Here is a 15,215-nt window from a genome sequence, read left to right as displayed (position 1 = left end):
TTCGCGCCGCCGCCCGTTCCTCGCAGGTGCGAAGCAAGGAGTCGCAGGGGGCGACGCGTCTTCGGCCCTTGAACGGAGCCGTGGCGGCGTCCGATGCGGATCGGACACCCGGCCTTCGGTCCCTGCTGGGCCCGGCGCGGACGCCTCCACGGACTGTCACATATGGATCACGGTCGTTCGCCGATGCCGCATCCGCCGCGCGGCTGGACAGCATGGCCGGGCCCACCGATTCGGCCGGTCATTAAGGCGCCACTAACCGGACGCAAGCAGCTTGAGCACTCAATCAGGGATGAACCATGCCACCCGCCATCGACCGGCTCTGGACGTTTCTGAAGGCGACGCTGGCGATCGGCCTCCTCGCGGCCGGCTCCCTGTACTCGGCGAACGTCATGGACCGGCGCGGGCTCAACCCCTTCGCGGCGGCCCTGGTCGAGCCGGTGACGACGGGATCGGTCAAGGGCGGGCGGCCCGAATGACGGCGGTTCAGTAGCGCCCCTCGTCGCCCCCGTGCAGCAGCTTCTCGATCGTCTCGCTGCCCTGCGCGCGCGCCTTGGCTTCGCTCACCTGGGCCCGATCGGAGCGCTGGATCAGCTTGCCGTGCTTTCGGATCGCCCATTGCCACGTGCCCGCGGCACGTGGGTTCGGCTCCACCTCGAGGGTGTAGGGGTAGGTGCTGGTGCTCGGCTCGGTCATGCTGCGCTTATGTCATAGGAATTCGCGGGACGTCACCGTTTACGTGACGGGTTCTCGCGTCACAGGTTCTCGCCCGCATCCGGGCCGGCGACAAGCTGTTCGGCCTCGATGGTGGTGTAGCCGTCGATCCAGTCGGCGCTCTCCTGCGAGCCGGCCGGATAGGGGTTGTCCGAGAGAAGCTTCCCCTCGGCCCTGGCCGCGCTGCCTTCCAGCCAGATCTTGTTCGAAACGACGACGGTCATGGCGCACCTCCTGGTCGCAGAAAACGGCCGATCCGCCGGATGGTTCGCGTCGCGCTTGCGCGTGGACGCTCAGTCCTGAAACGTGATCGTCGCCCGGTCGGCGGGTCGGGCCGGCATCTCCGTCGGTCTGTTCAGCCCGGAGACCCCTGCCCCGGCGGCGTCCGGCGTGCCCCGGAGCGGCTGGCTGACGGCCGCCGGAGCGAGACGCGGCAGGTGGTTCGCGGCGATCTCGGCCAGGAGCAGGAGAACGACGGCCGCGAAGACCCACGCGAGGCCCCCCAGGACGAGGTCCGACCAGCGCTGCAGGGCTCGGATCGCCAGGCAACCCGCCACGAAAATGCTGGCGAATGCGACGGGAAGGATCTGCGCGGTCATGGCCATCCGGGGGCTCGGCACCTGAAGGCTCGGCCGTGTTCCGGAAGGCGCAACGGAGGCGGGCCCCGGCCCGTTTCGCGCCGCCGTGTCACGAATCGGATACCGCACCGACCCGGGAACGCGGCCGCCGGGCCTCAGGCGTGGACCGTGAAGCAGGCCCCCGGAGCGTTGGCAACCTCGAGCGTCGCGTCGATCTGGTCGAGCATGGCCCGCACGAGCTTCATCCCGAGCCCGGTCCCCTTCGGCTTGCGGTCGACCCAGCCCTCCGGCAGGCCCTCGCCGTCGTCGCAGACCCGCACCCGCACCCGGCCCTCACCCTGGTCGCTGACGCTGACGGCGATGTGCCCCCCACCGGCCTCGCGCGAAGCGTACTTGAAGGCGTTGGTGACGAGTTCGGTGGCGATCAGCGACAGGGCCACCGCCTTGCGGTAGGGCACCATGACCTTCGCGTCGGCGGTGATTCCCACGGTCTGGCCGTCCCCCGCCATCCCGGACAGGTCGCGGCACAGGCTCTCGATGGTCTGGCCGAGGTCGACGTCCTCGACGTTCTCGGCCTGATAAAGGCTGTCGTGAACCCGCGCGACGCTCATCACGCGCGCAGAGGTCTCGGCGAAAGCCTGCTTGGCCTCCGGGTCCCGGGTCTGGCGCTGCTGCATCTGCAGGAAGGCCGCCACGATCTGGAGGGAGTTCTTGACCCGGTGGTCGATCTCCCGGCTCAGCACGTCCTTCTGTTCGAGGGCCCGCTCCTTGTCCGCGAGCAGTCCCGTCAACTCGACGATGGTGCGGCGCTGCCGCAGGACGACGCCCTCCACCACTTCCGCCAGGGAGGCGGCGAAGGAGAGCTGCCACGCGACCCAGGGCTCGGAAAATCCGCGCCGCTCCTCGACCCAGCGCTCGAAGGAGCGGCGCGGCAGGACCGGCGCCGCGCCGCGGCCGGGCGCCACGGGCTTGCGCGGGTCGCCGCCCCACGAGACCGTGCTGGGCACTTCCGGCCTGAACCACATCAGGAGGTTGCGCCGAGCCTCGTCCACGAAGACCGCCACGAGACCGCTCGCCCGGTCGGCGAAGGCGGCGGCCGGCGGGTAGGCCGCCGGCAGGCCGTGCGTGCTGTACACGGTGCCGTCCGAGGGCTGGGCGACCAGGAGCCAGTCGCGCAGCGCCAGGACCGCCTCCGGCGCGGGCGCCGACCCGACGACGGTGACGCGATCCGCCGAGACCACGGCGGCGCCCTTGGCCTCGAACAGGTCGAGCATCGTCGTCTCGCCGCCGGTCAGGGCCGCCACGTAGTCGTCGGACCGGGTCAGCTGGCGCACGAGGCGGCCCTCGGCGGCCAGATGCGCCTGCTGCGCTTCCCAGAGGCGGCGTCCCTCGATCTCCTGCACGCGCATGGCCAGCGCCTCCGCCAGCAGGGCGGCCGAAGCCCGGGCCTCCGGCGGCACGTAGTGCGGGCGGCGATGATGGCCGATCAGCAGGCCCCAGAGCGTCCCGTCCACGATGATGGAGGCCGACATCGAGCCGTTGACGCCGAGATTGCGCTGATATTCCAGGTGGATGGGCGACAGCGAGCGATGCTGCGCGAAGGTGAGGTCGACGGGGTCTCCGGCGAGGCGGGCGTCGCCGAGGATCGGCACCGGCTCCGCATCGCGGTCCGTGACGAACCGGCTGCGGGAGCGCACGTACAACGCACGGGCCTGGGCGGGGATGTCGGAGGCGGGGAAATGCAGGCCGAGCAGGGAGCGGGACCAGCCCGGCACCCGGTCCTCGGCGATGGCCTCGCCGTTCCAGTCCGCATCGAAGCGATACACCAGGACCGTCTCGAACCCGGTGATCGCCCGGACCTCGCGCGCCGTCGCGGCGGCGGCCTCGGCGACGCTGCCGGCCGCCCGCAGCCGGGACATCGCCGGCCCCGCCCCCAGAGGATCCGCCGGGCCGAAATCCCCGGGCCGGTCCGGCAGGCCTTCGAGCTCGACGAGGATGCGCCCGCCCTGGGCATGCCCGACGGCGCGGAATGCGCTGCCGCCCTCCCCGTCGAGGCGCACCGTGCCGGACACGGTCCGGCCGTCGCCGAGGCGATCCTCGATCTGGGCGCCGCGGAGGTCGGCCACGAAGGCCTCTGGTAGCAGGCCGTCCAAAGCGTGCCCGAGGAGGGCGGGCCCCGCCCCGGGGAACGCCTCCGCCGCGTTGGCGCTGCAGGCGAGGACCGTGAGCCCGACGGGCTCCACGACCAGGAGGACGGCATCGGGCTGGATCGAGCCCGGGACGTGGATCGGTTCGAGTTCGCAGGCCGAGACATCCACGGCCTGCGCCCGCTTCCGGCGCAGCACGACCGCGTCGCCGACGCCCGGACCGAAGGCGCGCTCGGGCGAACTCAGGCCGATCAGGGCTCCGGTCCCCGAGGCTTCCGAGACGGCCCGCAGGTCAAACCGGACCGGTCCCGAAGCGCGGTCCAGTGCGAAGCGCCCGCGCAGATCGACTCCGCCCCGGCGCAGGCCGGCCAGGAAGCGCCCGCGCCCGCGGGGGACGTCGGCCCCCGGGACGAGGTCTCGGAAGAAGTCCCGGCCCGTCAGCGCCGCGCCCCCCTGCCCCAGCAGGGCGATTGCGGCCGGGCTCGCCTCCAGCACGCGGCCGGCGGCGTCGACACGCAGGACGGCGCGGGGGGCATCGGCGATCCGACCCGCCAGGGTGTCGAGACCCGGTCCGGCGGGAAAGTCCTCGTTGCCGTCAGTCATGTCCTGCCCATGCCGGATGATGCCCCGCTTTGCCAAGTCCTGTGCCTTGCCAAGTCCTGTGCCTTGCCAAGTCCTGTGCCTTGCCAATGCCTGTGCCTTGCCGGGCCACGGCCGCGCCGAGCCATACCATGGCACGGGCCGGGTGCGCCTGCCCCGCGACCCGTCGCCGGGGCCGGCCGTTCTCCCGGGGGCGCGCATCGTCAACGCGGCCTCGCGAGGGCGTTGCGCAGGGCGTTCGCGATCTGCCCGGTGGAGTACGGCTTGCGGACGAGGTCGAAGCCGTGCGTGTCGTCCCGGGCCAGGGCATCGCTGTAGCCCGTGGTCAGGATCACCGGCAGGCCGGGGTGTTCGACCGCCATGCGGCGCGCCAGCGCGACACCGCCCATCCCGGGCATCACCACGTCCGAGAACACCGCGTCGAAGCGGGCGGAGCCGTGCGCCATCTCGGCGAGCGCCGCCTCGGCGTTGTGCGCCCAGACCGTCGCGTGTCCGAGATCCTCGAGGAGCTGGGTGCAGAAGCGCCCGACCTCGAGGTTGTCCTCCACGACGAGGACGCACAGGCTCCGCTCCGCGCCCGGGGCGCCGGGCTCCCGCGCGGGTCGCAGGACCTCGGATTCCGGAGCCTCGACCTGCGGCAGGTAGAGGGTGAAGGTGGTGCCGCGGCCGACCGTGCTCGCCACGTCGACGTCGCCGCCGGACTGCTTGGCGAAGCCGATGACCTGGCTGAGGCCGAGCCCGGTGCCCTTGCCGACCTCCTTGGTGGTGAAGAAGGGCTCGAAGATCCGGTCCATCAGGTCGGGCGGGATGCCCGTCCCCTCGTCCGTGACCGAGAGCATGGCGAAGGGCCCCATCGCCGCCGCGTGGCCCCGGATGCTCGGCAGGTGGGCGCCGCGGGCGAGGCGCAGGGTCAGCGTGCCCTCGCCATCCATGGCGTCGCGGGCGTTCACCATCAGGTTGACCACGGCGGTCTCGAACTGGCTCGGATCGGCCCGGACGTGGCAGGGCCCGTCCGGCACCCGCGTGAGGATGCGGATGCGGGCGCCCGTGACCGCGTTCAGCATCTCGGTGACCCCGCGCAGGCGCTCGCCGACATCGAGGATTTCGGGCTTGAGGGCCTGCCGCCGGGCGAAGGAGAGGAGCTGGCTCGTCAGCTTCGCGGCCCGGTCGACCGTGTCGCTCACCGCCGTGAGGTAGCGGGCGCGCCGCTCCTCGGCGAGGTCCGGCCGCTGCAGGAACTCCACCGACGAGCGGATGATGGTCAGGAGGTTGTTGAAATCATGCGCCACGCCGCCCGTGAGCTGCCCCACCGCTTCGATCTTCTGGGCGTGGCGCAGTGCCTCCTCGGCGCGGGCGAGCCGCTCCTGGGCCCGCAGGCGCTCCGAGATGTCCTGGGCGTACTGGAAGGCGCCGATCCGGCGCCCGTCCGCGTCGCGTAGGGTCGTGAACTTGAGTTCGTAGCAGGGGCGCTTGCGGTCTGGGTCGCCGAAGGCCTCCATCAGCGTGAAGGCCTCGCCGGCGAGCGCCCGTTCCCAGATCGCCTGCAAGGGGGCAAGGAGTTCGGGCGCATGCGCCAGGAGATCGCGCAGGTCGTCGCCGACGCGCGGCCGTACCCCGAACAAGGCCTCGAACTCCGCGATCCAGGCGCGGTTGGCGGCCAGGATCCGGAAATCGGTGCCAAGCGCGCCGACGAGGGCGTCGGTGGTCTCGAACACCTCGGCCCAGAGCTTGCGCTGGAGCAGGGCCTCCTCGACCCGGCGTTCCAGAGTCCGATTCAGCTCGCGCAACGCCGCCTCGGCGAGCTTGCGGTCGTGGATGTCCTCGACCACGCCGTACCACCGGACGATGGCGCCCGCCTCGTTCCGCCGGGGCCGGGCCCGGGCGCGCATCCAGCGATACGCGTCGGTGCGCGCCAGGCGCAGGCGATAATCGACGTCGATCGGCTCGCCGGAGGCGAGCGCGTTCCCGAACACCCGCAGGGTCTCGGGCACGTCGTCGGGGTGCAGGGCCGCGAGCCAGCCGGAGCCGTCCGGCTCGCCCGGGGCCTGGCCCGTGAGTTCGAGCCAGCGGTTCGAGTAGGAGGTGATGTTCCCGTCCGGATCGCAGGTCCACGGGACCTGCGGGTTCAGCTCCACCGTCTGCCGGAAATGCTCCTCGCTCTCGCGCAGGGCCGCGTCGCCGAGCACCCGCGCGGTGGTCTCGTTCGTGACGATGAAGAGGCCGGCGACGTCGCCATCCGCGTCGAGGACGCGGGAATAGGAGAACGACCACCAGGTCTCGCGTTGGCCCCGGTCGGTATCGAGCGTCCAGGGCAGGTCGACGAAGCGCTTCGCCCGCCCCGCGAGGGCGTCCGCGATGATGGGCCTGGCCTGATCCAGGGCATCGGCCCAGACCACGTCGAAGCGCTCGCCCATCGCCCAGGCGAGACGCGGCCCGAGCAGCGGGAAGTAGGTGTCGTTGAAGAAGAAGTGCAGGTCCGGCCCCCAGGCCAGGATCATGGATTCCGGCGAGTTGAGGACGAGGCTGAGCGCGGCGCGGAATTCCGCGGGCCAGGTCTCGGGCTGCCCCAGGGGGTGGCCCGTCCAGTCCCGCTCGCGGATCATGCGCGCGGCCTCGCCGCCGCCGGCCAGGAACGCCAGGGGGTCCCTCACGGCAGCACGCTCCGCCCGAAGGACGCGGCGGCCCGGTGGCGAGCCATGGGGAATCCCGGTTGACGCGGGTGCGGTTCGAGGACGGGCATGCCGGCGTTTGGCCTCAGGTGGCGCGACATGCAACGCGGTGCCCTGCCGCAAGGTTACGCGGCCCGCGCGTTCCCCGTGCAAGCCCGCCGCTCCTTAAGCCTGCCGATGCGCCGATGCTTCATTTTGTACGGAAGGGAACGAAAATTATGACGCCGTGTCGATGTCGCAACACGCGATGTAGAAATCGATCATTCGAAAGTAATCGACTGTTTAAACGGCGGCGTGTGTCTCGGCCTGCATTGTGCCCTGCCGATGCCTCCCGCTAACATCTCTTCAACCTGGAAAACCAGGACGATGGGGAGGCCGAGGGATGTCGCACGTCAAGCTTGTGTTGCTGGCCGCAACGGCCCTGGTGAGCGCCGAGCCCGCATTCGCGCAATCGCTGTTCTCGGGGGTGCTGCCCTCCGCGGACGTGCCGGTGGCGCCGCAATACCCGGCCGCCGTGCCGAATAGCGGGCAGCCCCTTCCGGACATCCGGGCGGTGACCGGTTTCGACCGCACCTTCGGGTACGGCTCCAGCTCGACCAACACCCGCCGGGCGGACCGGAACATCAACCAGAACACCCCGGGCAACACGGCGGTGTTCACGGAGGTGAACACGAATGGCCACGCCAACTACATCGAGTTGTTCTCGCCCCTGATCGGGGCCGCGAACGGGCGCGGCTCGAGCTTCCCGCCCGCCACCAACTTCGCCGATGGCGGCTCGAACAGCGTGACCGCGCTGACGGGGTCGGCGACCCTCCGGCCCCAGGTCGCCGATTTCCAGCGCATCTATGGGCGCTACAGCCCCGGCGACATCGTCGTGCAATGGTCCGGGATCAACGACTGGAACGTGTCCGGCATCCGGACGCAGGCGCAGGTCGACCAGATCCGAAACACGAACGTGACCTTCCAGACCGAGATGGTCCGTCAGAACCTCGCGCTGGGCGCACGGAACTACGTCTTCATCGGGCTCTCCGACCTCGGCACGTTCCGGAACTTTACCGATGCGGCGCGCAATAACGATCCCGCCCTGCTCAGCCAGGGCTCGCTCGGGACGAATGCGGGCATGCTTCCCAACCTCGTCGCGCTGCAGCAGCAGACCGGCGCCAACATCCATTATTTCGACCAGGATCTGCTGGTGCGGGAGATCCGCGCGAATCCGACGGCATACGGATTCGCCGCGAACGGCGCGTTGCCGAACGTCGACTGCATCCAGGCCTCCGGCGGGGCGACCCAGTGCGCGAGCCGGCCGTTCAACGAGCAGAACCGCTACATGAGCCTCGACGGCCTGCACTGGACCTATCAGTTCCACAACATCCAGGCCCAGGCGATCGCCAACCAGTTGATCGCGCCGTACACGATCGCGCCGCAGGGGGAGATCGCGGACGTGAGCGCGCGGGCCTTCGGCAACAGCCTGCTGCTGCGCCTCGACGCCTACCGGGCGCAGAACACCCCCGCCCTGGTGCCGGCCGCCTACACGGCCGACCTGCCGGGGCGCGCGGCCCCGCCGGTGCCCATGGCGGTGCTTCTGGGCAACCCCGTCTCCCTGTTCGCCGAGGGCGGCTACGCCAACGGCAGCCGCGAGCGCCGCGTCGGGGCGCCGGGCTTCGACTACGAGGCGCCGAGCGTCACGGTGGGCGCCGAGTACCGCGCCCGGCCCGACCTGCTGCTGGGGGCGGCCTTCAACTACAGCAACGCCAGCACCAACCTGACGAGCCTGGGGGCGCTCGGCGCCACCCGGATCGACGTGGACACCTATCAGTTCGCGGGTTTCGCCTCCCTGAACCGGCCGGACTGGTTCGCCGACCTCGTGGTCGGCTACGGCTTCAACGACCTCGCCGTCTCCCGTGCCGGGCTCCTCGACCGCCTCAGCGCCACGCCGCGCGCCGAGACCCTGCTGGTGGCGGCCAAGGCGGCCTACCTGTTCGACCTCGGCGCGGTCCGGGTCGGCCCCGTGGGCACGCTGACCTACGCCCATACCTGGATCGACGCCTACCGGGAGCAGGGCGACCCCCTGCTGACCCAGGCGGTGGGACGCCAGGCGCGCGACGGCCTGACGGGAGGCGCCGGCCTCCAGATCCGTCTGCCCGTCGCCCTGGGCGAGCGCGTGCTCAGTCCGTTCGTCAACCTGACGGCCGAGCACGACTTCCTGGGCCAGCTGCGCACCATCACCACGGCCCAGACCTACGCCCTGACCCTGCCGATCGCCACCGCGATCCGGGGCTACGACGGGGGCACGTACGGCAAGGTAGCGGCCGGTCTCAGTATCGACCTCGGCGGGGGCCTGAGCGGGATGATCAACGGCGCGGCCACGTTCGCGCGCGCCAACGGCGACGATTTTGCCGTCAACGGCGGCCTGCGCTACCGCTTCTGACCTCAGACGCCCGGGGCCGGGTCCGGTGCCGCATACCAGACCCGAACCCGTTCCGGGCGGCTCTCAGGCGGCCGCCGCCATCGGGGCGGGGGTCGGGGCGTCCATGGCGCGCATGTAGACGTCGAGCAGGGTCTCGTGCTCGTCGCGCGCGTCCTGGTCGAGCTTGCGCAGCTTGAGGATCTCCTTGAGGATCTTAACGTCCAGGCCCTCGCCCTTGGCTTCCAGGAAGATCTCCTTCTTGGCTTCCATGAGCTCCTTGATCTCCTCCTCCACCTTCTCGACGCGCTCGATGATCGAGCGGATACGGTCGCCGGCAACGCCAACGGTGTCGATCGTCTCGGACATGCTGTCTCCTTGGGCCAATTCGGAGCGGCACCCTCCCGGGTTTCGGTAAGCGGACGGTTAATCCCGCGTCCGGGCCGGACCGGGCGGAGCGATGCGAAGCGGGGCGTAGGTGGCGCGGTAGCTGCGGGGTCCGAGCACCGGGAGCACGAGGTTCCTGGCCCAGCCCGGCATCCGGGCGGTCCGCGACAGGCGGTCGGTCATGGCCTGGACATGGGTCACACGGGGCCGGCGCAGGGCCTCGTAGGCCGGACCGACCGTGCGCCAGTCCGGGCGTTCCGCCAGCAGGGCGGCCAGCACCAGCGCATCCTCCAGGGCGAGGGCGGCGCCCTGCGCCCAGACGGGGGCCGTGGCGTGCGCGGCGTCCCCGGCCAGCACCACGCGGTCCCGTGTCCAGGCGGGAATCCGGACCTCTTCGAGGGGCGAATGATGGACGCGCCCGGAATCGGCCAGAACCGCCTCGAGGGTGTCGCGTACGGGGGGCGGGAAGGCGGCGAAGACACCGCGCACCGCGGCGAGGTCATGCCCCCGTGCGCCCGATCCGCCGACCGAGACCCACCCGTAGACTTCGTCCGCGTCGACCGGGATCAGCAGGAACAGGCCTCCCGATCCGGCCCAGAGCGTCCAGGCATCGATTCCGGGATTGGGCGCCATGAAGCGCCAGCTCGCCGGAGCCAGCAGCGCCGCGCCAAGCGCTTGCGCTCCGAAGACCTCGCCACGGACCCGGGAATGCACGCCGTCCGCGCCCACGAGCAGGCCTCCGGATTCGGTCGTCCCGTCCGTGCAGGCGACGGTGACGCTGTCCGCCCGCTGCCGGATCGCCGCGATCGCACATCCGTACCGGATGTCGTCGGCCGGCCCGTCTCCGGTCAGGAGACGCGCCAGGTCGGCACGCCGGACGCAGCGGGGCCCTGCCTCGGCCCCCCAGAACGCCGCCTCGTCGACGGCAAAGAGCAGCCGCCCCCGCTCGGTGCGGTACTCGCGCCGGCGAACCGGGGCGCCGACGGCGCCGAGGGCCTCGGCGAGGCCGAGTTGCGCGAGCGCCCGGACCGCATTGCCCGGCAGGTTGATGGCGAGGCCGCCATCCGCCGGTTCCCGGCGCCGCTCCAGGGTGAGCGCGGGAATCCCGGCGCGTCGCAGCGCCCGCCGCATGGCGAGCCCCGCGATGCCGCCCCCGGCGATCAGCACCCGACCCGCCTCGTTCCCGTCCATGGGGATCCCCGAACCTGTCCGCGCCGCGTCGCCGGACGGAGGGCGCATCCGCGACCCCGCCGTTCCGCACACGGTCAGTGCGTCGAGAGAGGCTTTGTGCGCAAGGGCGCGGGTTTCCGGTCGTCCGGCATGATCCGCCGGAGGTGTTCGCGGACGATGCCGGCACTGAACGGCTTCTCGATGAAGCAGGCCGAATCCGGCAGGTCGCCCGGACCGGGTTTGTCGTGGCCCGACGCCACGACGACGCTGATATGCGGGTGATCCGAGGCGGCCATGCGTGCCAGCGCGAACCCGTCCTGCGGGCCCGTGGGGCCGACGGCGGTGAACAACAGCGTGAAGGCGGAGCCGTGCTGGTGCAGGAGCCTCATGGCCTCGTCGCCCGTCGCCACGTCCAGGACCCGGAAGCCGGCATCCTCGAGGATGTTCACGGCGTCCATCCGCACGAGGATGTTTGCCTCGACGACGAGGGCGAATGGGGACGGCGATGGATCTGGACCTGCCATGGGAGCCATACGCGTCAGGCCGCGAAAAGCTCCTGCGGGATCGTCAGTCCCACGGGATCGTCAGTCCCGCGTGATCTCGGGCAGCGGCGCCTCGGCCGTGAACACGACGCCGCGCGGGCGGTAGTCGATCTCGGCCGTTCCGCCGATCTCCCGGGCGAGGGCCCGCTCGATCATCCGGGAGCCGAAGCCGGTGCGCGTCGGCCGCGAGACCGGCGGGCCGCCCACCTCCTGCCACTGGAACCAGAGCCGGTCGGGGCTCGACCCGTCCACGACATCCCAGCTCACGATGACGCGGCCGTCATCCGTCGAGAGGGAGCCGTACTTGACGGAGTTCGTCGCGAGTTCGTGGATCGCCAGGGCGAAGGCCAGGGCGACCCTGGGGGCGAGGCGCAGGATCGGGCCGCCGATCTTGAAGCGGTGGTCCTGCTCGACGCCGAACGGGTGCAGGGCCGCGATGACCACTTCCGTCAGGGTCGCCCAGTCGCCGCTGCCCCGGGCCAGCATCTCCGTGGCGGCCGAGAGCGAGCGCAGGCGGGATTCCATCGCCACCTGCGCCTCCTCCAGGGAGGCGGCGCCCCGCAGCGTCTGCCGGGCGATGGACTGGACGGTGGCCAGGGTGTTCTGGATCCGGTGGTTGAGCTCGCCCGCCAGGAGGTCGCGGTGTTCCTCCGCCCGCTTGCGGTCGGTGATGTCCAGGCTGATCCCCGCGATGGTCAGGGGCGAGCCGTCGGCGCGGTACGAGGCCTGGCCGCGGAACTGCAGCCAGCGGGTCTCGCCCCGTGGCGTGATGACCCGGATCTCGATGTCGTAGTCCGAGTGCCCGGCGATCGCCGCGTCCCGGGCGGCGAGTTTCCGGGCCCGGTCGTCCGGGTGGATGGCCGCCAGCATCTCCTCGTAGGTCAGGGAATCGCCCGGCGCGCGGCCGAGGTTCTCCTTGAACCCGTCCGAGGAGACCAGGCGCATGACCCCGAGATCGAGGGTCCAGGCACCGAGGCGCCCGGCCTTCAGGGTGAACCGGAGGCGCTCCTCGCTCTGGATCAGTTCGAGGGAGCGGCGCTCGGATTCTGCCTCCAGGGCGTCGCGGTCCCGCTGGAGGAGAACGAGGCGCTCCTTCTCCAGGGTCACATCGTACTGGGAGGCGAAGTAGTAGGTGAGTTCGCCGTCGGGCGCGAAGACGGGCGAGACGAGCAGGCGGTTCCAGAACGCCGTGCCGTCCTTGCGCCGGTTCTTCAGGTCGATCTCGATGGTCACGCGCCGCTCGATGGCGTCCCGGACCCGCGCGACGTCCTCGGCGTTCGTCTCAGGCCCCTGAAGAAAGCGGCAGTTGCGGCCGATGATCTCGTCGCGGGCATAGCCGGTCAGCGTCACGAACGCGTCGTTGACGTAAACGATGGGGTTGTCCGTCAGCCGGGGGTCGGTGATCACCATGGGCATCCGCGTCGCGCGGACCGCCGCGGCGAACGGATCGGAGCCGGCGACGGTGCTGGCGATCTCGGCGTCGATCCGCGCGCCGTCCTCATGGTCGTTCAAGCGAAGGCAATCCTATTGATCGGAACCGTTCTACGGACCGATCCGGATCAGACCAGGGGTACAAACGTCACATTCGCGTTCGCCGGACCCGCACCCGTGTCCGATCGGGCCTGCGCGCCTGCCCGGGCTGGACGCCCCGCGGTCACGCAGTCTTGAAGGCCCGCCGATTGGGGAACGGACCGATTTGCGCGTTGTTCACGTCGAGATTGCACTGCACCGGAGCCCCAGACCTTGCTAGCGCCAGTCCGCTATACGCCCGATGTCGAGCAGATGAAGTCCGACGAGGGCGAGACGATCGAGCAGTTGAACAAGACCTTCGACAAGATCCTCCACAAGGTGGCCGAGGATTCCGGCCACGCGGTCCGCTCGGTGCACGCCAAATCGTACGGCATCCTGGAAGGGGTCCTGACGGTCGACGCGAACCTGCCGCCCGAACTCGCGCAGGGCCTGTTCGCCAAGGCCGGTGAGCACCCGGTCTACATGCGCCTCTCCACCAATGCCGGCGACATCCTGCCCGATGCGGTCTCCCTGCCGCGCGGCCTCGCCCTGAAGGTGCTCGACGTCGAGGGCGAGCGCCTGCCCGGCGCCGAGGGCACGACGCAGAACTTCATCATGGTCAACGGCACGGTCTTCCAGGCGCCGAGCGCCGACAAGTTCCTCGGCAGCCTGAAGCTGCTGGCCGGTACTACCGACCGGGCCGAGGGCCTCAAGGTGGCGGCCTCGACGGTGCTGCGCGGGGTCAACAAGGCCCTGCAGGCGGTGGGCGTCGAGAGCACGACGATCGCGTCCCTCGGCGGCGCGCCCAACGTCGATCCGCTCGGCGAGACCTATTACAGCGTCACCCCGTTCCGCTACGGCGATTACATCGCGAAGTTCTCCGTCGCGCCCGTGGCCCCCGGATTGACCGCGCGGACCGGCACCGAGATCGACGCGTCCGGCCGTCCCGACGCGATCCGCGAGACGGTGCGTGCCGAGATGCGCGGCATCGAGGGCGTCTGGGAATTTCGGGTCCAGCTTTGCCGCGACCTCGCGCTCCAGCCCGTCGAGGATCCGACCGTGGAGTGGAAGGAGGACGAGGCGCCGTTCCAGCGCGTTGGGCTCATCACCATCCGGCCGCAGGACAGCTGGGACGCCGCGCGGGTGCAGGCCGTCGACGAGGAAATGCGCTTCTCGGTCTGGACCGGGCTCGCTGCGCACCAGCCGCTGGGCAACATCAACCGCGCCCGCAACATCCCCTATCGGCACTCGGCCGAGTTCCGGCAGCGCTTCAACGGTTGCCCCATCCACGAGCCCGGCGCCGGGCGCTGAAGATCCACGCGGGCGCCTGACGGCGTCCCCCTCCGACCCTGAATCGACAGGACGCCGCATGAACCCGCTCGCACGAACCCTGACCGCCATCCTGCTGGCGTCCCCCGTCCTGCTGGCGATCCCCTTGGCGGGAGAGGCTTTCGCGGAGGCTGGCGACCACGCGGCCCATGATCACGCGGCCCATGATCACGCAGCCAATGGCAGTGTCACGGTCCCGGATGCGGCCAGCGTCGTCTACGAGCCGGGGCCGGCGAACCTGCCCAAGGGCACGCAGATGAGCCGGGTGGCGGGCGATCCGGCCAAGCCCGGGCCGTTCGTGCTGCGCATCCGGTTTCCCGCCGACACCGTGATCGCGCCGCACACGCATGCCCAGGCCGAGACGCTCACCATCCTGTCCGGCGCGATCTACCACCAGCATGGCGCGAGGCTGGACAGAAACGCCGGCAAGCCCCTGCGCGCCGGCGGCTTCGTCTACCTGCCGCAGGACATGCCGCATGCCCTCTGGACCACGAGCGAGCCGGTGGAGCTGCAGGTCAACGGGACCGGACCCTTCGGCCTGAACTACATCGACCCGGCCGACGACCCGGCCGACGACCCGAGCCGCACGGCGCAAGGGTCCCGCTGACCTCGGGCCGAGACGGCGCTTCGTGTGCCGTCGGGCCCACCCGATCCAGCCTGCATGCGCCTCACGAAGCGCCCGAGCACGGTCGGCCCGTGGCCTGAACGGCGACGCTGCGACGGGCGTTTTTGAGAGACACCGAGCCCCCGGAGTGACCCCGTGACCTATCCCGCCCTGACGGCCTTCTACGCGGCCTTGTTCGCGCTCCTCTATGTGGGGCTCTCCGCCTGGGTCGTCGCCGGCCGCCTGTCGGCGGATGTCCTGCACGGCGATGGCGGGAACGCGGACCTGGAGAAGCGCATCCGCGCGCAGGGCAATTTCGGGGAGTACGTGCCGCTGGCGCTGCTCCTCGTCGGCCTCCTTGAAGCGGGTGGCGGCGGGCCGACCCTGGTGCGCGGTCTCCTGATCGTGCTCCTCGTGGCGCGCGTGCTGCACCCGTTCGGGATGTTGGCGCCCAAGAACACGCCCTGGCAGTTCGCCTGCCGCGGGGGCGGCATCCTGGCAACCTTCGCGGTCCTCGCCGTGGCGGCCATTGCCCTGTTGCTCCGCGTCGGCTGAGGGGAAGCCG

General features: G+C 70.9%; 14 protein-coding genes. 5 read left to right on the top strand and 9 right to left on the bottom strand.

Going from position 1 to position 15,215, the window contains the following annotated elements; genetic code table 11:
* Positions 1-296: 296 nt before the first annotated feature.
* On the top strand, positions 297-476 hold the full coding sequence (locus MFF30_RS11855; RefSeq protein ID WP_238279615.1) for a hypothetical protein: 180 nt from the start codon (positions 297-299) through the stop codon (positions 474-476).
* Positions 477-483: 7 nt separating this feature from the next.
* Here the strand turns inward: MFF30_RS11855 and MFF30_RS11850 are convergent, their stop codons facing one another.
* The 5 genes from MFF30_RS11850 to MFF30_RS11830 form a co-directional block, all read right to left on the bottom strand.
* Complete coding sequence (locus MFF30_RS11850) at positions 484-693, bottom strand: hypothetical protein (RefSeq protein WP_238279613.1); 210 nt, start codon at positions 691-693, stop codon at positions 484-486.
* Positions 694-752: 59 nt separating this feature from the next.
* A complete protein-coding gene (locus tag MFF30_RS11845; protein ID WP_238279611.1) occupies positions 753-935 on the bottom strand; it encodes a hypothetical protein in 183 nt (60 codons plus the stop codon).
* A 69-nt stretch (positions 936-1,004) separates the two neighbouring features.
* Positions 1,005-1,310: a hypothetical protein gene (locus MFF30_RS11840; RefSeq protein ID WP_238279610.1), complete on the bottom strand. Its 306-nt coding sequence runs from the start codon at positions 1,308-1,310 to the stop codon at positions 1,005-1,007.
* Between the two features lie 134 nt (positions 1,311-1,444).
* Entirely contained in the window at positions 1,445-4,039 is a 2,595-nt protein-coding gene (locus MFF30_RS11835) for a histidine kinase dimerization/phosphoacceptor domain -containing protein (protein WP_238279609.1), read from the bottom strand.
* 200 nt (positions 4,040-4,239) lie between these two features.
* A complete protein-coding gene (locus MFF30_RS11830; protein WP_238279608.1) occupies positions 4,240-6,687 on the bottom strand; it encodes a PAS domain-containing protein in 2,448 nt (815 codons plus the stop codon).
* Positions 6,688-7,087: 400 nt separating this feature from the next.
* Between MFF30_RS11830 and MFF30_RS11825 the strand changes: the two genes are divergently transcribed.
* Positions 7,088-9,133, top strand: coding sequence for an autotransporter domain-containing protein (locus tag MFF30_RS11825; protein ID WP_238279607.1), 2,046 nt, complete (start codon positions 7,088-7,090; stop codon positions 9,131-9,133).
* Between the two features lie 63 nt (positions 9,134-9,196).
* On the opposite strand, the gene MFF30_RS11820 is transcribed toward MFF30_RS11825, so the two are convergent.
* The 4 genes from MFF30_RS11820 to MFF30_RS11805 form a co-directional block, all read right to left on the bottom strand.
* Complete coding sequence (locus tag MFF30_RS11820; RefSeq protein ID WP_238279606.1) at positions 9,197-9,478, bottom strand: DUF2312 domain-containing protein; 282 nt, start codon at positions 9,476-9,478, stop codon at positions 9,197-9,199.
* A gap of 57 nt (positions 9,479-9,535) precedes the next feature.
* Entirely contained in the window at positions 9,536-10,687 is a 1,152-nt protein-coding gene (locus tag MFF30_RS11815; protein ID WP_238279605.1) for an FAD-dependent monooxygenase, read from the bottom strand.
* 74 nt (positions 10,688-10,761) lie between these two features.
* The gene (locus MFF30_RS11810; RefSeq protein ID WP_238279661.1) at positions 10,762-11,124 is read right to left on the bottom strand and encodes a response regulator; all 363 of its coding nucleotides are present in this window, start codon (positions 11,122-11,124) and stop codon (positions 10,762-10,764) included.
* Positions 11,125-11,250: 126 nt separating this feature from the next.
* Positions 11,251-12,720 (bottom strand): PAS domain S-box protein, encoded by a 1,470-nt coding sequence (locus MFF30_RS11805; RefSeq protein ID WP_238279604.1) that lies wholly within the window; start codon positions 12,718-12,720, stop codon positions 11,251-11,253.
* Positions 12,721-12,990: 270 nt separating this feature from the next.
* On the opposite strand from MFF30_RS11805, the gene MFF30_RS11800 reads away from it, so the two are divergent.
* The 3 genes from MFF30_RS11800 to MFF30_RS11790 all read left to right on the top strand — a co-directional run bounded on the left by MFF30_RS11800 (position 12,991) and on the right by MFF30_RS11790 (position 15,205).
* A complete protein-coding gene (locus MFF30_RS11800; RefSeq protein ID WP_238279660.1) occupies positions 12,991-14,028 on the top strand; it encodes a catalase family protein in 1,038 nt (345 codons plus the stop codon).
* 58 nt (positions 14,029-14,086) lie between these two features.
* Positions 14,087-14,653, top strand: coding sequence for a cupin domain-containing protein (locus MFF30_RS11795; protein WP_238279603.1), 567 nt, complete (start codon positions 14,087-14,089; stop codon positions 14,651-14,653).
* Positions 14,654-14,806: 153 nt separating this feature from the next.
* Positions 14,807-15,205, top strand: a complete 399-nt coding sequence (locus tag MFF30_RS11790) for an MAPEG family protein (protein ID WP_238279602.1) — start codon at positions 14,807-14,809, stop codon at positions 15,203-15,205.
* Positions 15,206-15,215: the final 10 nt, after the last annotated feature.

It is taken from the genome of Methylobacterium goesingense (assembly GCF_022179225.1).
Classification (GTDB): domain Bacteria; phylum Pseudomonadota; class Alphaproteobacteria; order Rhizobiales; family Beijerinckiaceae; genus Methylobacterium; species Methylobacterium goesingense.
This window is presented reverse-complemented; position numbering and strand designations above follow the sequence as displayed.